Annotated in this window: 16 protein-coding genes and 1 tRNA gene; 12 read left to right on the forward strand and 5 right to left on the reverse strand. The window is 70.8% G+C overall.

Features of this window, described 5'->3' with window-relative positions; translation table 11 throughout:
• Positions 1-41: 41 nt before the first annotated feature.
• On the reverse strand, positions 42-698 hold the full coding sequence (phoU, locus tag QE381_RS16105; protein ID WP_307219798.1) for a phosphate signaling complex protein PhoU: 657 nt from the start codon (positions 696-698) through the stop codon (positions 42-44).
• Between the two features lie 153 nt (positions 699-851).
• Here phoU and QE381_RS16110 point away from each other — a divergent pair, with 153 nt between their 5' ends.
• Both QE381_RS16110 and QE381_RS16115 read left to right on the forward strand, forming a co-directional pair.
• The gene (locus tag QE381_RS16110) at positions 852-2,084 is read left to right on the forward strand and encodes a cell wall metabolism sensor histidine kinase WalK (RefSeq protein ID WP_307219801.1); all 1,233 of its coding nucleotides are present in this window, start codon (positions 852-854) and stop codon (positions 2,082-2,084) included.
• Positions 2,081-2,764, forward strand: coding sequence for a response regulator transcription factor (locus tag QE381_RS16115; protein WP_307219803.1), 684 nt, complete (start codon positions 2,081-2,083; stop codon positions 2,762-2,764). Before QE381_RS16110 ends, QE381_RS16115 begins: the two co-directional genes overlap by 4 nt.
• A 96-nt stretch (positions 2,765-2,860) precedes the next feature.
• On the opposite strand, the gene QE381_RS16120 is transcribed toward QE381_RS16115, so the two are convergent.
• On the reverse strand, positions 2,861-3,364 hold the full coding sequence (locus QE381_RS16120; protein ID WP_307219805.1) for a DNA modification methylase: 504 nt from the start codon (positions 3,362-3,364) through the stop codon (positions 2,861-2,863).
• 143 nt (positions 3,365-3,507) lie between these two features.
• On the opposite strand from QE381_RS16120, the gene QE381_RS16125 reads away from it, so the two are divergent.
• The 6 genes from QE381_RS16125 (at position 3,508) to QE381_RS16150 (ending at position 9,629) form a co-directional block, all read left to right on the forward strand.
• A complete protein-coding gene (locus QE381_RS16125) occupies positions 3,508-3,990 on the forward strand; it encodes a CarD family transcriptional regulator (protein WP_307219807.1) in 483 nt (160 codons plus the stop codon).
• Positions 3,991-4,003: 13 nt separating this feature from the next.
• Complete coding sequence (locus QE381_RS16130) at positions 4,004-5,275, forward strand: acyltransferase (protein ID WP_307219809.1); 1,272 nt, start codon at positions 4,004-4,006, stop codon at positions 5,273-5,275.
• Positions 5,276-5,284: 9 nt separating this feature from the next.
• Positions 5,285-6,475: a 2-C-methyl-D-erythritol 4-phosphate cytidylyltransferase gene (gene ispD / locus QE381_RS16135; protein ID WP_307219810.1), complete on the forward strand. Its 1,191-nt coding sequence runs from the start codon at positions 5,285-5,287 to the stop codon at positions 6,473-6,475.
• A gap of 66 nt (positions 6,476-6,541) precedes the next feature.
• The gene (cysS, locus tag QE381_RS16140; RefSeq protein ID WP_307219812.1) at positions 6,542-7,963 is read left to right on the forward strand and encodes a cysteine--tRNA ligase; all 1,422 of its coding nucleotides are present in this window, start codon (positions 6,542-6,544) and stop codon (positions 7,961-7,963) included.
• Positions 7,963-8,967 carry a 23S rRNA (guanosine(2251)-2'-O)-methyltransferase RlmB gene (rlmB, locus tag QE381_RS16145; RefSeq protein ID WP_307219813.1) on the forward strand — a complete coding sequence of 335 codons (1,005 nt, stop codon included), beginning with the start codon at positions 7,963-7,965 and terminating at the stop codon, positions 8,965-8,967. The genes cysS and rlmB overlap by 1 nt, the downstream gene beginning before the upstream one ends.
• Positions 8,968-8,987: 20 nt before the next feature.
• Positions 8,988-9,629, forward strand: a complete 642-nt coding sequence (locus QE381_RS16150; protein WP_307219815.1) for an NAD(P)-dependent oxidoreductase — start codon at positions 8,988-8,990, stop codon at positions 9,627-9,629.
• Positions 9,630-9,643: 14 nt separating this feature from the next.
• On the opposite strand, the gene QE381_RS16155 is transcribed toward QE381_RS16150, so the two are convergent.
• Together QE381_RS16155 and QE381_RS16160 are read right to left on the reverse strand one after the other, a co-directional pair.
• Positions 9,644-10,948, reverse strand: a complete 1,305-nt coding sequence (locus QE381_RS16155; RefSeq protein ID WP_307219816.1) for a DUF4032 domain-containing protein — start codon at positions 10,946-10,948, stop codon at positions 9,644-9,646.
• Between the two features lie 75 nt (positions 10,949-11,023).
• Positions 11,024-12,127, reverse strand: coding sequence for an ABC transporter ATP-binding protein (locus QE381_RS16160; protein WP_307219818.1), 1,104 nt, complete (start codon positions 12,125-12,127; stop codon positions 11,024-11,026).
• A 208-nt stretch (positions 12,128-12,335) separates the two neighbouring features.
• On the opposite strand from QE381_RS16160, the gene QE381_RS16165 reads away from it, so the two are divergent.
• Together QE381_RS16165 and QE381_RS16170 are read left to right on the forward strand one after the other, a co-directional pair.
• A complete protein-coding gene (locus QE381_RS16165) occupies positions 12,336-13,307 on the forward strand; it encodes a thioredoxin domain-containing protein (RefSeq protein WP_307219820.1) in 972 nt (323 codons plus the stop codon).
• A gap of 210 nt (positions 13,308-13,517) precedes the next feature.
• Positions 13,518-13,590, forward strand: a tRNA-Thr gene (locus QE381_RS16170).
• Positions 13,591-13,661: 71 nt separating this feature from the next.
• Here QE381_RS16170 and QE381_RS16175 read toward each other — a convergent pair.
• Positions 13,662-14,066: a metalloregulator ArsR/SmtB family transcription factor gene (locus QE381_RS16175; RefSeq protein WP_307219822.1), complete on the reverse strand. Its 405-nt coding sequence runs from the start codon at positions 14,064-14,066 to the stop codon at positions 13,662-13,664.
• 209 nt (positions 14,067-14,275) lie between these two features.
• On the opposite strand from QE381_RS16175, the gene QE381_RS16180 reads away from it, so the two are divergent.
• Both QE381_RS16180 and QE381_RS16185 read left to right on the forward strand, forming a co-directional pair.
• The gene (locus tag QE381_RS16180) at positions 14,276-16,024 is read left to right on the forward strand and encodes an ABC transporter permease subunit (RefSeq protein WP_307219823.1); all 1,749 of its coding nucleotides are present in this window, start codon (positions 14,276-14,278) and stop codon (positions 16,022-16,024) included.
• A 41-nt stretch (positions 16,025-16,065) separates the two neighbouring features.
• Positions 16,066-17,406, forward strand: coding sequence for a nitrate/sulfonate/bicarbonate ABC transporter ATP-binding protein (locus tag QE381_RS16185; protein WP_307219824.1), 1,341 nt, complete (start codon positions 16,066-16,068; stop codon positions 17,404-17,406).
• Positions 17,407-17,411 lie beyond the last annotated feature (5 nt).

The raw sequence follows: 17,411 nt of genomic DNA on the forward strand, positions 1-17,411 counted from the left end.
GGGGGATGCCGCGCGGCATCCCCCCTTCTGCGTGTCCACGCTCAGGCGTCGTCGGACGGCGCCCAGTCGCCCGTCGCGAGGTAGACGATCTTCTTCGCGACCGAGACGGCGTGGTCGCCGAAGCGCTCGTGGTAGCGACTGGCGAGCGTGGCGTCGACCGTCGCAGACGCCTCCCCGTGCCAGGACTCGCTGAGCACCTTCTCGAAGACGCTGACGTGCAGCTCGTCGAGCTTGTCGTCCTCGTTGCGGATCTTCTCGGCCAGTGCGATGTCGCGCGTGTCGAGCAGCTCGGTGAGGGTGCGCGCGACCTCGACGTCGATCTCGCCCATCTTGGTGAACGTGCCCTTGAGGCCCTTCGGGATGGCACGGTCGGGGAAACGCATGCGCGTCAGCTGAGCGATGTGCTCGGCGATGTCGCCCATGCGCTCGAGCGAGGCGCTGATGCGCAGTGCGGAGACGACCGTGCGCAGGTCGCTCGCGACGGGCTGCTGGCGGGCGAGGATGTCGATCGCCAGCTCGTCGAGCGCGATCGCCTTGTCGTCGATCACGGGATCGTTGTCGATGACCTCCTCAGCGAGGGCGACATCGCTGGTCCCGAACGCGCGGGTGGCCTTCTCCATCGCCTCGGCGACGAGCTCGGAGATCTCGACCAGGCGCACGCGCACCTCGTCGAGGGACTGCTGGAAAACCTCGCGCATGGACATGCACCTTCCTTGTCGGCGGCACGGACGAGCGGCCGCGGGGGCGATTGTCCCGGCCGAAGGTTAACGAACAGTGCCCCGGGAGTGAATAGTAGCCCGGCGGGTTCGACGGGCCGGTGCGTGCCGGAGACGGGATCTACGCTGTAACCCATGGACTCGACGCAGCTGGCGCTCGTCGCGCTCCTGGTGGGCATCGTCATCGGGAGCGGTGCTGCGCTCCTCATCGTGATCTCGCTGCGCGCCCGCGCGCGGGTCGTGGCGCAGAGCTCGGTCGACATGCCCGAGGGCGTGACCGACGTGCTGCGGGCGATGGATGACGCGGCCCTCGTGGTCGACGCCTCCTCGACGATCCGCGGGGCCTCGGCGGCGGCATCCGGCTTCGGGCTCCTCGTCGGCGAGACGCTGCCCGACGACAGGCTGCGCGAGCTCGCCCGTGCGGTGCGCGTGGGCGGCGGCGCCGGCTCGGCCCTCCTCTCGCTCCGCCGCGCTGCGGCGCCCGCCGATCAGCGGCAGGTCTCGGCGCGCGCCACCGTCATCACGCCCCGTCTCGTGCTGGTCGTGCTGCGTGACATCACCGAGCGGGAACGCGTCGAGCAGATGCGCCGCGACTTCGTCGCCAACACGAGTCACGAGCTGAAGACCCCGGTGGGTGCGATCACCCTGCTCGCGGAGGCGGTGGAGAGCGCAGCCGACGATCCGCAGCAGGTACGGGCCTTCGCGGCCCGGCTCAGCGCGGAGGCGGCTCGACTGGCGAGCCTCACCTCGCGCGTCATGAACCTGTCCCGGCTGCAGTCGGCCGACGAGAGCGCCGACATGCGCGAGGTGCCGGTCGACGAGGTCGTGACCTCGGCGATCGAGGCGCACGCGCTGGCCGCGAACGCGGCGGGCGTCACACTCGTGCGCGGAGGCACCCGCGGGCTGTTCGTCCGCGGCGACGCCCATATCCTCGGCGAGGCGCTCGGCAACCTCATCGCCAACGCGATCGCCTACTCGCCGGCCGGCTCCAGCGTCGGAGTCGGGGTCAAGCCGGTGCACAACGCGGTGGAGATCGCGGTCACCGACCGCGGGATCGGCATCTCCGAGGAGGAGCAGCAGCGCGTCTTCGAGCGCTTCTACCGATCGGACCAGGCTCGCTCGCGCCGCACCGGCGGCACCGGCCTCGGCCTCTCCATCGTCAAGCACGCCGTGCAGCGGCACGGCGGCGAGGTCCGGGTGTGGTCGCGTCCCGGGCGCGGGTCGACGTTCACGATCCAGCTGCCCATGACCGGGGCCCCCGAGCCCCTCGAGCCCCGCGGTGCGCGCGCGAAGCCGGCGCGCCCGCGCAAGAAGAAGAGCAAGAACGCGGTCCCGTCAGAGGCCGCGGAGAACGGAGCACCTGCATGACCCGCGTACTGATCGTGGAGGACGAGCCCGACCTCGCCGACCCGCTGGCGTATCTGCTGCGACGCGAGGGGTTCGAGGTCGAGACCGTCGAGGACGGTGCCGCCGCCCTCGCGGTGTTCCGCGAGCACGGCGCCGACATCGTGCTGCTCGATCTCATGCTCCCCGGCATCCCCGGCACGGAGGTGTGCCGGCAGCTGCGCGTCGAGTCGGCCGTGCCCATCATCATGCTCACGGCCAAGGACAGCGAGGTCGACATCGTCGTGGGCCTCGAGCTCGGTGCCGACGACTACGTCACCAAGCCCTACTCGGCACGCGAGCTGCTGGCCCGGATGCGGGCCGTCCTGCGCCGTTACGCGCAGCTGGATGCCGACCTCGACGAGCGGGTGCTGAGCGGCGGCCGGGTCGTGCTCGACATCGACCGGCACACGGTCGCGGTCGACGGCTCCGAGATCGCGATGCCGCTCAAGGAGTTCGAGCTCCTCGAGGTCCTCATGCGCAACGCCGGGCGCGTGCTGACCCGTGGGCAGCTCATCGATCGGGTCTGGGGCACGGACTACTTCGGCGACACGAAGACGCTCGACGTCCACATCAAGCGCATCCGCTCGCGCATCGAGCGCAAGCCCGGGAACCCGGAGATGCTCGTGACGGTGCGCGGTCTCGGCTACCGCTTCGAGGCCTGACACGGCCCACCTGTGCCCAGAACGGCTCCGCCCCGCGAGAACGCATCCGAAGGGATGAGGTCTCGCGGGGCGGAGCGTTCTCGCCGGAGCGCGGGCTCAGGGGGCGAGGGTGGACAGGTGCGACAACGTGCCGTCGAGCACCGGGATCTCGACCCGCGCGCCCGCGCCGTCGCCTGACTGGAAGTACACGGACACGGTGGCTCCCGGAGGGGTGTCGAGGCCGGTGATGAGCAGCGGCTCCGCACCTTCGAGGTTCTCGACGCCCGCGACGTCCGAGACGCCGAGGCTCTTGGTCGTGCCCGCGGCGACGCGCACGGTCTTCGTGACGGCGCCGGCGCCTTCGCCGACCTCGATGTTCAGCACGGCCGAGGAGTCGGTGTCGTTCACGATCGCCGCGACGAGGTTGCCCTCGCTGCCGTCCTCGTTCGCCACGATCAGCACATTGCGCACCTTCAGCGGGCCGGAGGTGTTCGGCACGTTGAGGCCGTCCGAGGGGGAGTAGACGACGGTCGTGCCCTGCGGGGCGATCATGCTGCAGCCGGTCGTTCCGATGACGACCGCGGCGCCGATGGCCAGGGACGCGAGCAGGCGCGATTTCACAGTTCCTCCCACAGGTCCTGACAGGTTTCTCCCTCATCCTAGGGGGTCGCGCGGCCCGCGCCGTGATGCGCCGACGATGCGGGGGCAAACCTTAGCGCAGATCGCCTGTGGTAGTCTGTAAGCTGCCGAAAGGACATAACTCCATGCTTTTTGAGGTTGGCGAAACGGTCGTCTACCCCCACCACGGGGCCGCGACGATCATCGAGGTCAAGGAACGCGTCATCAAGGGCGAGACGAAGAAGTACTTGAAGCTCAATGTCACTCAGGGCGATCTCGTCATCGAGGTCCCGGCAGACAACGTCGACCTGGTCGGCGTGCGCGACGTGATCGGCAAGGACGGCCTGGAGCGCGTCTTCGAGGTGCTGCGCGCACCGTTCACCGAGGAGCCCACCAACTGGTCCCGCCGGTACAAGGCGAACCTCGAGAAGCTCGCCTCCGGCGATGTCATCAAGGTGAGCGAGGTCGTGCGCGACCTGTGGCGTCGTGACCAGGACCGCGGGCTCTCCGCGGGGGAGAAGCGGATGCTGGCCAAGGCCAAGCAGATCCTCATCTCCGAGCTCGCGCTCGCCGAGAAGACCGACGAGGAGAAGGCCAGCGTGCTGCTCGAAGAGGTCCTCGCCTCCTGAGCCTGGCCCTTCGGTGAGCACGACCGATGTTCGCGGTGCAGCGAACACACCGGATCTTTCGCGGCGCGACCTGACGCTCGATCTCGCCCGTGTCGTCTGCGTGCTGTTGGTGGTGCTGATCCACCTGCTGCAGACGGGCGTCGGGCCGGGGCCGGATGGCGGATTGACCGCATCCCGACCGCTGGAACAGCAGCCGTGGTTCGCCGCGGCGACCTGGGCGGGCCAGATCATGCCGCTCTTCTTCGTGGTGGGCGGCTTCGCCTCCGCTGCGGGATGGCGCTCCTGGGCGCGCAAGGGCGGCACGGCGAGCGGCTACGTCCGGCTCCGGACGCTGCGGCTCGCACAGCCGACGCTGCCGCTGTTCGTGTTCTTCGCGATCGTGCTGGGCGCGGCGACGCTGCTCGCGCTCGCTCCCGCGCTCGTCTCCGCGGCCGCCCTCGGTGCGGGATCGCCGCTGTGGTTCCTGGCGGCGTACCTGTTGTGCCAGGCAGCGACGCCCTGGCTGCTCGCATTCCATGGACGGATGCCGCGCCTCACGGTCGCGGTGCTGCTGGTCGGTGTCGTCATCGTCGATGCCGCGCGTTTCTCGTCCGGGGCGACGGACGTCGGCCTCGTGAACCTCGTCTTCGTCTGGCTGCTCGTGCACCAGCTCGGGTTCTGGTACGCCGACGGATGGTTCGATCGGCGGCACCCGCTGACCCTGCTCGGGATCGCGGCCGCCTGCTATCTGTCGCTGTGGCCGCTCACGAGCATCGGCCCCTACTCGGACAACATGCTCGCCGGCCTCAACCCGCCCACGCTCCCGCTCGTCGTGCTGGGTCTCGCCCAGGCGTGCCTGCTGCGGCTCGCGCGCACGCCGCTGTCGCGGCTCATGCAGACCCGCGTCATGCGCGCCATCGTGTTCGTGGTCGGCTCGCGGCTGATGACGGTCTACCTGTGGCACCTGCCGGTGATCCTGCTCGTCACCGGCCTCACCCTGCTCGTGCCGGGCGCCGCGCCCGTCCCCGCCTCGGCCGCCTGGTGGTGGTCCCGACCCGTCGTCCTCGTCGCGGTCCTCGCGCTCCTCTATGCGCTGTCGCTGCTGGTGGCGCGCTGGGAGGCGGTGGGCGACCTCGCCCCGGCGCCCCGTGCCGCGATCGTCGCCGTCGGCTTCGCGCTGGCCTTCCTGCCCGCCTTCGCCGTCATGCGGCTCGGTCTCAGCCTGCCGCTGGCGGTCGGAGGTGCCATCGCCCTCGCGCTGGCCGTGTGGCTCCTGCGCCGGGGCGGGGCACCGGCCCGCCGATAGGCTCGGGGCGTGACACCGATCCCCGTCCCGCACATCGCCGTCATCGTGGTGGCGGCGGGCTCCGGCACCCGCTTGGGCGCGGGAGCGCCGAAAGCCCTCGTCGGCCTCGACGCGCACAGTGTGCTGCGCCACGCTCTGCGCGGAGTCTTCGCGGCGCCCGAGTCCCAGGTCGTCGTCGTCGCGCCGCCCGGACACGAGGGGACCGTGCAGACCGAGCTGCGCGAGGAGGCCGGACCACGGTTCGACCTGACGAGCGTGGTGACCGGCGGGAGCACCCGTCAGGAGTCGGTCGCCGCGGGGATCGCCGCGCTCTGGGCCGACGTCGACACCGTGCTCGTCCACGACGCGGCGCGCGCGCTCACCCCGCCCGAGGTCTTCGCCCGCGTCATCGCCGCGCTGGAGGACGCGCCCGCCGTCCTCCCGGTGCTGCCCGTCGTGGACACCATCAAGCGGGTCGCGGACGGCGAGGTGGTGGGTCCCGTCGACCGCGCCGAGCTCGGCGCTGCCCAGACGCCGCAGGGCTTCCGGCGAGACGTCCTCGAGACCGCGTATCGCACGGCCACGCACGAGTTCACGGACGACGCAGCGCTCGTCGGGGCGGCCGGGCACCGTGTCGTCACGGTCGAGGGCTCGCCGCGGGCGTTCAAGATCACGACGGCGGTCGACCTCGACCGGGCACGGGCGCTCGTCGCCGCGGTGCCGGCGACCGGGGAGCGGCCGCCCGCGGCCGCACCGCGTGTCGGGGTCGGCACCGACGTCCACGCCTTCGGCGGCGACGGTGCGCTGTGGCTGGCGGGTCTCGAGTGGCCGGGGGAGCGCGCCCTGTCGGGCCATTCCGACGGGGATGCGGCCGCACACGCGATCGTCGACGCGCTGCTGTCGGCGGCGGGGCTCGGCGACATCGGCACCCATTTCGGCACGGGCCGGCCCGAGTTCGCCGGCGCGCATGCCGAGGTCTTCCTGGCCCACACCGCGGCGCTCGTGGCCGCTGCGGGCTGGCGCATCGGCAACGTCTCGGTGCAGCTGCAGGCCCTGCGGCCGATCTTCGCGCCGCGCCGCGCCGAGGCCGAGGCGGCGCTGTCCGCGGCGCTCGGCGGGGCGCCGGTGTCGGTGGCGGCGACCACGACCGACGGCCTCGGGTTCACGGGACGCGGGGAGGGCGTCGCGGCGACCGCCGTCGCCCTGCTCCTGCCCGCCTGATCGCCGTCCGACGGTGCGCTTCGACATCGGGCGGGCCGGATGAGGCGTCCCGGGTAGGCTGGATGAGTGACGGTACGGCTGTATGACACGAAGGCGCAGGCGCTGCGCGACTTCGTTCCCCTCGACGCCTCGCACGTCACCCTCTACGTCTGCGGGCCGACCGTGCAGTCGGGGCCGCACATCGGTCATCTCCGCGCCGCCCTGAGCTTCGACATCCTGCGCCGTTGGCTCGAGCACCGGTTCGGTCGTGTCACCTTCGTGCGCAACGTCACCGACATCGACGACAAGATCCTTCAGAACGCGACGGACGAAGAGCCGTGGTGGGCGCTCGCGTACCGGATGGAGCTCGAGTTCTCCCGCGCATATGCCGCGATCGGCATCCGTCCGCCGACGTACGAGCCGCGGGCGACCGCGTCCGTCCCGCAGATGGTCGAGCTCATCGAGCGCCTGATCGAGGCGGGTCATGCCTACGCCGCCCCGGACGGCTCGGGCGATGTGTACTTCGACGTGCGCTCGTGGCCCTCCTACGGGGCGCTCACGCGGCAGTCCATCGATGCGATGGAGGCCGCCGCGGATGCGGATCCGCGCGGCAAGCGCGATCCCCGGGACTTCGCGCTGTGGAAGGGCGCCAAACCGGAGGAGCCGGCGGATGCGTCCTGGGCGGCGCCCTGGGGTGCGGGTCGCCCCGGCTGGCACATCGAGTGCTCGGCCATGAGCCGGCGCTACCTGGGCGCCGAGTTCGACATCCACGGCGGAGGCCTCGACCTGCGCTTCCCCCACCACGAGAACGAGCTCGCGCAGTCGACCGCGGCCGGTGACGGCTTCGCCCGGTACTGGGTGCACAACGGACTCGTCACGGTCGACGGTCAGAAGATGTCGAAGTCGCTCGGCAACTTCGTGCTCGCCGCCGATGCCCTTCGCGATCGCGACCCGCTCGTGATCCGCTACGCCCTGGCCGCCGCCCACTACCGTTCGAGTCTCGACCTCTCCGACCGCGCGTTCGAGGAGGCGCAGGCCGCCCTGGAGCGGATCGAGACCTTCGAGCGCCGGGCGCTGCGCGCGCACCCGCCGACCCCGGCGGGCGAGCCGGTGCTCTCCTGGAGCGCCGAGAACCCGTACCCCGAGCCGTTCACCGCCGCTCTCGACGACGACCTCGCGGTGCCGCAGGCGCTCGCCGTGGTGCACGAGCGCGTGCGCGCCGGCAACGCCGCCCTCGACGCGGGGGACGAGCCGGCCGCGTGGTCCGCGCTGCGCGAGGTCCGTGCCATGACGGGCCTGCTGGACATCGATCCGCTCGACGACCGATGGCAGAGCGCGGACGGCCCCGAGGCCGGCGCGCTCGACGCGCTCGTGCGCGCCATGATCGTGCAGCGTGCGCAGGCCCGCGCCGACAAGGACTGGGCTGCGGCGGACCGCATCCGTGACGCCGTGTCCGCGGCCGGCATCACACTGGAAGACACCCCCGACGGAACCCACTGGAGCATCTGATGGCGAACAAACCAGGACGGCCCGGCGCGAGCAGGGGCAAGAAGAAGGGCCCGACCAAGGGCACCGGAGGCAACGGGCGCAAGTCGCTCGAGGGCAAGGGACCGACGCCCAAGGCGGAGGACCGCAGCTGGCACGTCGCCGGCAAGCGCAAGGCCGCCGCGGAGCGGTTCGCCGCCGCGGGCGGCAAGGGCCGCCCCGGCCAGAAGGCCGGCGGCTCCAACCCGAACCGGACGCCGCGGGGCAAGGGCACCGACGACACCGAGACGGTGACCGGACGCAACAGCGTGCTCGAGGCCTTGCGGGCCAAGATCCCGGCGACCGCCCTGTACGTCGCCCAGCGCATCGAGATGGACGACCGCGTCAAGGAGATGCTGTCGATCGCGACGCACCGCGACATCCCGGTGCTCGAGGTCACGCGCCCCGAGCTCGACCGCATGGCCGGCTTCGACGGCGTGCACCAGGGCGTCGCGCTGAAGGTCCCGCCGTACGAGTACGCGCACCCCCAGGACCTGCTGGAGTCCGTCATCGAGCGCGGCCAGCTGCCGCTGTTCGTCGCGCTCGACGGCATCACCGACCCACGCAACCTCGGCGCGATCATCCGCTCGACGGCGGCTTTCGGGGGTCAGGCCGTGATCCTCCCGCAGCGACGGAGCGCGAGCGTCAACTCGGCCGCGTGGAAGACGAGCGCCGGCGCGGCCGCCCGCATCCCCGTCGCGATCGCGGCGAACCTCACCGCGATGCTCAAGGAGTTCAAGAAGCAGGGCGTGTTCGTGCTGGGCCTCGACGGCGGCGGCGAGGTCTCGCTGCCGGCTCTCGAACTGGCCGACCGTCCCGTCGTGATCGTCGTCGGCTCGGAGGGGAAGGGGCTCTCCCGCCTGGTGACGGAGACCTGCGACCAGGTCGTGTCGATCCCGATCGAGGCGGCGACCGAGTCCCTCAACGCGGGTATCGCCGCATCCGTCGCCCTCTACCAGGTCTCGACCCTGCGCGCTGTGCGCGAGTAACCCATCAGAAAGAAGCGACCATGGCACTCATCGCTGTTCTCGGCGGCACCGGCTACGCCGGCCGACACATCGTCGAGGAGGCCGTCCAGCGCGGACACACCGTCCTCTCCATCGCCCGAAACGTCGCCGCGGAGCGGGTTCCCGGCGCCACCTACCTCGAAGGCACGCTGCTCGATGTGCCCCACCTCGTCACGCAGCTCCAGGGCGCGGATGTCGTGGTCAGCGCCGTGGCGGCGCGCGGCGACATGCTCGGTCGCCTGCGGCCGGCGCTCGCCGAGCTCAACTCGGTGCTGCCGGGAACCGTGCGCATCGGTGTGATCGGCGGCGCGGGCGGCAGCCTGGTCGCCCCGGTCGGACCACGTCTGATCGACACCGAAGGCTTCGCGGAGGAGTACAAGCCGGAGGCCGCCGAGGCGATCGGCGTGCTCGAGGACCTGCAGGCCGACGCTTCGGGGCGCGACTGGTTCTACGTGCACCCGGCCGGCGGCTTCGGTGTGTGGGCGCCGGGCGAGCGCACGGGCTCCTACCGCGACGGCGGGGACGTGCTCGTGGTCGACGAGGCGGGGGAGTCGTACATCTCCGGCGCCGACCTGGCGGTCGCCGTGCTCGACGAGATCGAGGACCCCAAGCATCACCGCGGGCGTTTCACCGTCGGCTACTGATCCGGCCCCTGCGGTCAGACCAGATCTCGCCAGTCGACCTCGTCGACGTCCTCGTCGTCCCCGTCGCTGTCGCGGATGATGGGGATGCCGACCGTCTCGGTCACGGGCCCCATCACGGTCGCCTCGTCGCGGCGGTGGCGCAACACCTCGTCGATGTAGCTCGTGAGGACCTCGGCCAACGGCACCGCCCGGCCGCGTGACTGCGACATGTACCACCGGTGCTCGAGCACCTGGTGGAACACCTCGGCGGGCTCGAGCTTGCTCCGAAGGTCGTAGGGGATGGCTTTCACCACCGGCTCGAACACCCGCGTCAGCCACTCGTGCGCGACCATCTCCTCGTCGGAGCCGAGACGAGAGATCCGCGCTCGGAACTCGTCGAGATCGTTGAGCAGACGCCGCGCCTGGTTCTCCTCGACGTCGAGGCCGGTGAGCCGCAGCAGGCGGCGCTGGTGGTGTCCGGCATCCACGACCTTCGGCTGGATCGAGACGCGCGTGCCGTCCGGGGTCGTCTGGATCGACATCTCGTCGATGTCGAACCCGAGCGCGTTGAGCCGCTGCACGCGCTCGGTGATCCGCCACGTCTCGTCCACCGAGAAGCTCTCGCGGTCGGTCAGCGCGGCCCACAGCGAGCGGTAGGAGGACACGATGCCGTCCGCGATGGCGAGGGCGTCGACCCCGCCCTCCAGCCGGCCTCCGGCCTCCAGGTCCATGATCTCGCCGGCGATGTTGGTGCGCGCCACATCCAGATCGTGCTCGCGCTGCCCGCGGGTCAGGCCCTGCTCGTGGAGCTCGCCGGTCTCGGCGTCCACGAGGTACGCCGCGAACGCGCCCGCGTCGCGGCGGAACAGCGTGTTCGACAGCGACACGTCGCCCCAGAAGAAGCCGACGTTGTGCAGGCGCACGAGCAGCACTGCGAGGGCGTCGACGAGGCGGGCGGCCGTGTGGGGCCGCAGGACCTGCGTGAACAGCGCACGGTAGGGGAGGGAGAAGCGGAGGTGCGCCGTGACGAGCGCCGCCGGCAGCGGCTCGCCCGCGGCATCCTTCCGTCCCGCGATGACCGCCACCCGTTCCACGCACGGGACGTCCAGACGCGCGAGGTTGCCGAGCATGTCGTACTCACGGCGCGCCATCTCGTCCGTCGTCTCCTTGACCGCGACCACCCGGCCGGCGAGCGTCGAGAACCGCACGAGGTGGCGGGAGAGCCCCTTGGGCAGGTACACGATCGACGAGCTCGGCCACTCGGCGAGCGGAACGTTCCACGGCAGGCTGAGAAGGCCAGGGTCGACCGCTGTCGCGGTGATGGTGAGGGATTCGGACATGGTGCTCCGGAAAGACGGACGCGGCGCGGGGGTTCAGAACCCGCCGCGCCGCGTCTTGTCGGTGAGGGATGCCGGTCAGGCGGCGGCGATGGCCTTGTCGGTCAGCCGGTCGCCCGACTCGAGGTCGAACACGTGCACGTGACCCGGGACGGGCGCCAGCACGACGGTCTCGCCCGCGTTCGGGTGACGACGGCCGTCGACGCGCGCCACGATGTCGGTGCGCTTGCCGTTGATCTCCGAGTGGCCGTAGAGGTAGCCGTCCGCGCCGAGCTCCTCGACGAGGTCGACCACGACCGACAGGCCCTTGCCATCGGCGGGGCCGACCTGGATGTCCTCCGGGCGGACGCCGATCGTGACCTGCGAGCCGTTGGCCTTGCCGATCGTGTCGGCCTCGACCGGGACCACGAGGTCGCCGAACTTCACGCCGCCCTCCGCGATGTCGGCGGCGAACAGGTTCATGGCCGGCGAGCCGATGAAGCCGGCGACGAACACGTTGTTCGGACGCTCGTACAGGTCGCGCGGGGTTCCGACCTGCTGCAGCAGACCGTCCTTGAGCACGGCGATGCGGTCGCCCATGGTGAGCGCCTCGGTCTGGTCGTGGGTGACGTAGACCGTCGTGACGCCCAGGTTCCGCTGGAGCGACGCGATCTGGGTGCGGGTCTGCACACGCAGCTTCGCATCCAGGTTCGACAGCGGCTCGTCCATGAGGAAGACCTGCGGCTTGCGGACGATGGCGCGACCCATCGCGACACGCTGGCGCTGACCGCCGGAGAGCGCCTTCGGCTTGCGGGTCAGGTACTCCTCGAGGTCGAGCAGCTTGGCGGCCTCCAGCACGCGCTGGGCGCGCTCCTCCTTGCCGACGCCGGCGATCTTCAGGGCGAAGCCCATGTTCTCGGCCACCGTCATGTGGGGGTAGAGCGCGTAGTTCTGGAACACCATCGCGATGTCACGGTCCTTCGGCGGGATGTCGGTGACATCGCGGTCGCCGATGAGGATGCGGCCCGAGTTGACCTCTTCGAGGCCGGCGAGCATCCGCAGCGAGGTGGACTTTCCGCAGCCGGAGGGGCCGACGAGGACGAGGAACTCGCCGTCGCCGATCTCGAGGTCGAGCTTGTCGACCGCGGCGCGGGTGCCTCCGGGGTAGAGACGGGTTGCGTTGTCATACGTGACGGACGCCATTTTTTTCTCCTTCACCGGCAGGTACGTGCCGGACGATCCGTAGTGAATGGAATGAGCGGGGGCTTGTCCCGCACGCGCATCTTCGGGCGCACGATCAGTATGGCACGCCCGTCTGGGCATTTCCCAGGGACGCTGACTAGCATCGAGAGGGCCGTTTCACCCGGGCGGCCCGCCGGATCGACCGGCTTTCGCGTGTCCCAGAGGTTCCATGTCCCACGACGACTCCCCGAACGTGCCCGCGCCGAGCGATCGGCGCGAGGCGGTTCGAGAGAAGGCCCAGAAGGTCAAGGCGAAGCACGCGCGCGCGCACACCGCCCGGCTCGTCATCCTCGTGGTCCTCGCGATCGTCGTCGTGGCAGCGATCGTCATCGGCGTCGTCCTGGCGGTCACGTCGCAGACCGCGAAGCCGACGGCCTTCCCGCTGAACATCGACTCCGACGGCGGTGTCGCGATCACCTCGATCGCCGATCCCACGCCGGTGGTCGCTCCGACCGCCACGCCGGCGCCCACCGCATCCGCGCCCGCGGCGGGCACGGATGCGGTGCCGGCGCCCACCGAGTCGGCCTCGCCGACGACGGCGCCCACCCCGGGTCCCACCTCGGCCTCGACGGTCGACATCCGGATCTACGTCGACTACCTCGCCTCGGGTGCGAAGGACTTCGAGATCGCCAACACCCCGCAGCTGACGAAGTGGTTCGCAGCGGGCTCGGCGACCCTCACCTACTACCCGGTGGCGATCCTCACGGCGAAGTCGAACGGCACGAAGTACTCGCTGCGTGCGGCAGCGGCCGCGGCCTGTGTCGCCAACTACTCGCCAGCCTCGTTCTACGCCTTCTCGCATCAGCTCCTGCTCCAGCAGCCCGGTGTCGACTCGGCCGGTCTCGACGACACGGCGCTCGGCGACCTGGCCGCCTCGACGGGGGCGACCTCCGCCGACGAGGTGCGCGAGTGCATCGAGGATGGGACGTTCGTCAGCTGGGCCCGGGGGGCGACCGACGCGGCTCTGGCAGGCATCCCGGCGACCGACGGCGTGACGCTGACCGGTGCACCCCTCGTGCTCGTCAACGGCCAGGAGTACCAGGGGTCGCTGACCGACCCCAAGGAGTTCGCGCAGTTCGTGTTGACGACGGCGAGCGACTCGTACTACCGCGGCACGCCCTCCCCGACGCCCAAGCCCTGAGGTGCCCTCGTGCCGCACGGACCCCCGGGCGGTGTCGGCTGGTCGCGCCCTCGCCGGGCCGTGCGGGTGAGCCGTCGTGCGGGGATCGTGCGCGACGCGCCGGGTGGCCGGCCCTCGTGTCGGCGTGTCGGGCGGAATCCCCGCAGGACGGTCGCGGCGGCAGCAGGGCCCCACAACGCACCGTAGACTCGTGGAGGCCCTTCGGGCCAGGCCGGCTTGGCGCAATTGGTAGCGCACCGTACTTGTAATACGGGGGTTGCAGGTTCAAGTCCTGTAGCCGGCACCGTCACCGGTCCCTGCATCGACGCGCCTCTGGTCGCCGGGCATCCGCCGCACGGCGCGCGCGTCTTCGGCTCAGCCGTGGCCGGGACCGGCGCCATCCGTGCCGACGGCCGCGAACCGCGGGAGGCGCGGCGGCCGTCTCGCATCGGCGGACCCCGCCAGCGTCCCGTCGGGGGCGATGTGCGAGAACATCTCGCCGATGACCGCCAGGATGTGCGGATCCTCGACGCGGTAGAGCTGGCGGCGGCCGTCACGTCGGGCCGCGGCGATGCCGGCGGCGCGCAGCTTCGCGAGGTGCTGGCTCGCGGCGGGCACATTCATGCCCGAGAGCTCGGCCAGCGTCGTCACGTCGTACTCGCCGGACGCCATGAGCCAGACGAGGTGCAGGCGGGTGGGGGCGGACAGCATGTCGAATGTGGCGGCCGCGGCGGCGAGCTGCGCCTCCGTGACGGCAGCTGTTTCCCGGGGCGACTCCATGTGTTCCATCATCCAACGATCTGACACATGCGCAAGTCATTGAATGTCGGCTATGCTGATCGGCGGCCCAGCAGGCCGCGGACGAAGGAGGTGGACGGCATGAGCTCTGACCCGAGTAGTACGGCATCGCCGCTCACCCCACCCTCCGCCGCGCCCCTGCCCTGACGCCGTCGCGCGGCACCTCTCTGTCATCGAAAGAGGAGGCCGAGATGGCTTCGCTGCGCTCATTCACCTTCACCAGCCAGAACGCCACGCTGCGCTCGCGCAGCCACCTGGCCGCCGACGTCGTCGTGCTCGCGGCCGTCGCCGTGATCTTCTGGCTCGTCGTCCAGCTCTCCCACGGCATCACGGCGCCGTTCGATCGGGTCACGGCGCCCTCGACCGTCTCGACCGATCCGGCGAACCTGCCGTACGACGCCGCACGTTCTCTGCTGCGGATGTTCATCGCGCTCGGGATCTCGACCGTGTTCACGTTCGTCTACGCCACGATCGCCGCCCGCTCCCGCCGCGCGGAGAAGATCATGCTGCCGGCGCTCGACGTGCTGCAGTCGGTCCCGGTGCTCGGGTTCCTCTCCATCACGCTCTCCATCTGGCTGACGCTTTTCCCCGGCACCGAGCTCGGCGTCGAGTGCGCGAGCATCTTCGCGATCTTCACGAGCCAGGCGTGGAACATGACCTTCGCGTTCTATCAGACCCTCGTGACCCAGCCCCGCGAGCTGGACGAGGCCGCCCGTATCCTCCGGCTCACGCGGTGGCAGCGGTTCTGGCGCATGGACGTGCCATACGGCACGATCCCGCTCGTCTGGAACGACATGATGAGCTTCGGCGGTGGCTGGTTCTTCCTGATCGCCTCCGAGGTGATCAGCGTCAACAACCACGTCTACGCCCTGCCCGGCATCGGCTCCTACGTCGCCGCCGCATCCCAGCAACAGGAGCTCGGGCGGATGCTGCTGGCCATCGCCGTGATGATCGTCATGGTCGTCGGGGTCAACTTCCTGTTCTGGCGCCCGTTGACCGCGTGGGCCGAACGCTTCCGCACCGGCGACACGGTCGGCGCGGACCGGCAGCGCAGCCTCGTGCTCGACCTCGTCCGCCGCTCCGTCGTCCCCGGCGCGGTCGCCCGCGTTCTGCGTCCGGTGGGGGCGGCGCTCGATGGAGCGACCCGCCCGTTCGGGCGGACGGGACGCCCGCTCCGCGTGAATCCCGCCCGGCGCCGCGTGGGCGACATCCTCTTCGCCGTCGTCGTCTGCGCGCTCATCGCCATCGGTGTCGCCCGCATGCTCGGCTACATCGGAGACCACGCGGGGCTCGACCAGTTCGGCGTCGCGGCGGGGCTCGGGCTCGTGACCTTCGCGCGGGTCCTCGTCGTCCTCGTGGTCGGCACCCTCATCTGGGTGCCCGTCGGGGTCTGGATCGGGCTGAGCCCCCGGGTCACGCGGTTCGCTCAGCCGATCGTGCAGGTGCTCGCGAGCTTCCCGGCGAACTTCCTCTTCCCGTTCATCACGCTCGCCCTCATCACGACCGGCGTCAGCCTGAACATCGGCGGCATCCTGCTCATGGCGTTGGGGTCGCAGTGGTACATCCTGTTCAACGTCATCGCCGGCGCGTCCGCGATCCCGAACGACCTGCGGGAGGCGGCCACCAGCCTCCGGCTCAGCCGCTGGCAGAAGTGGCGGATGCTGTACGGTCCCGCCATCTTCGCCTGCTGGGTGACGGGCGGCATCACCGCGGCCGGCGGCGCATGGAACGCCGCGATCGTCGCCGAGGTCGTCTCCTACGGCGACCAGACCCTCACCGCCGTGGGGCTCGGCGCCTACATCACGCAGGCGACCGCCGAGGGCGATTTCGCCAAGACCCTGGTCGGGGTGACCGTCATGAGCATCTTCGTCGTCGGCCTGAACCGCCTCTTCTGGCGCCGACTCTACGACTACGCCGAGCGCCGCTTCTCGCTCGCCTGACGACCCGACCGCATCGACCCCCTGAAAGGACGTGAATCGCCATGACCACTTCCCTCGCCACCCGCACCGCCCTGATCGAGGCCGCCCACCTCAGCGCCTCCTTCCCCTCCGCGAACGGATCGATCCTCCACGTCCTCGATGACGTCTCGCTGACGCTGCACGAGGGGGAGGTCGTCGCCCTTCTCGGCAAGTCCGGATCCGGCAAGTCGACCCTGCTCCGCACGCTCGCCGGTCTCATCTCTCCCACGAGCGGCGAGGTCCGCTACCGCGGCACGGTTCTGAACGGCGCCAACCCCGGTGCGGCGATGGTGTTCCAGTCGTTCGCCCTCATGCCGTGGCTGACGGTGCAGGACAACGTCGAGCTCGGACTCCGAGCAGCCGGCGTGCCCGCGGCGGAACGGCGCGCGCGTGCGCTGGCCGCGATCGACCAGATCGGACTCGACGGGTTCGAGACGGCCTACCCCCGCGAACTGTCCGGCGGCATGCGCCAGCGCGTGGGCTTCGCCCGTGCGCTCGTGCTCCAGCCCGATGTCCTGATGATGGACGAGCCCTTCTCCGCGCTCGACGTGCTGACGAGCGAGAACCTGCGCAACGAGCTCGTCTCGCTCTGGGCGCAGCCGGACTTCCCGACCAGGTGCATCTGCATCGTCACGCACAACATCGAGGAGGCGGTGCTGCTGGCCGACCGCGTCGTCGTGCTCGGCTCCAGCCCCGGGCACATCAAGGCCGAGGTCCCCGTCCTGCTGCCGCGGCCGCGCGATCGGCGCAGCCCGACGTTCGAGGCGACGGTGGATCGGCTCTACGCGATCCTCACCGGTCGCGACGAGAAGTCGGCGGCGTCGAGCGCCGCGACACCCGGCCCGCTCAGCCACCCGCTGCCGGACGCGAGCGTCGGGGGACTCGCGGGACTCGTGGAGATCGTCTACTCGCACGACGGGCAGACGGACCTCCCCGATCTCGCCGACGAGCTCTCCTTCGAGGTCGACGACCTCCTGCCGCTCGTGGATGCCGCGCGGATGCTGGGGCTCCTGGAGGTCGACGGCGCCCAGGCGTTCCTCACGGAGGAGGGACGCGCCTGGTACACGGCCGACATCCAGCGGTCGAAGAGCATGTTCGCGTCGCTGGCGGCGCAGCGCGCACCGCTGGTCAAGACGATCGTCAAGGCGCTGGAGAACAGCAACGACGGAGCGCTGCGCGACGACTTCTTCCGCGACCTCCTCCGGCGCGGCTACAGCACGGAGGACACGGAGAAGCAGCTCGACATCGCGATCGACTGGGGGCGTTACGGCGAGCTCTTCGATTACGACGCGGACTCCGGCGAGCTCATCCTCTCCGAGGTCGCCGCGGCGTTGGCCGCGCGCGAGGAGCCCGCGGGCGGCTGAGCCGT

This window comes from Microbacterium sp. SORGH_AS_0888 (assembly GCF_030818905.1).
In the GTDB taxonomy this organism is placed as follows: Bacteria; Actinomycetota; Actinomycetes; order Actinomycetales; family Microbacteriaceae; genus Microbacterium.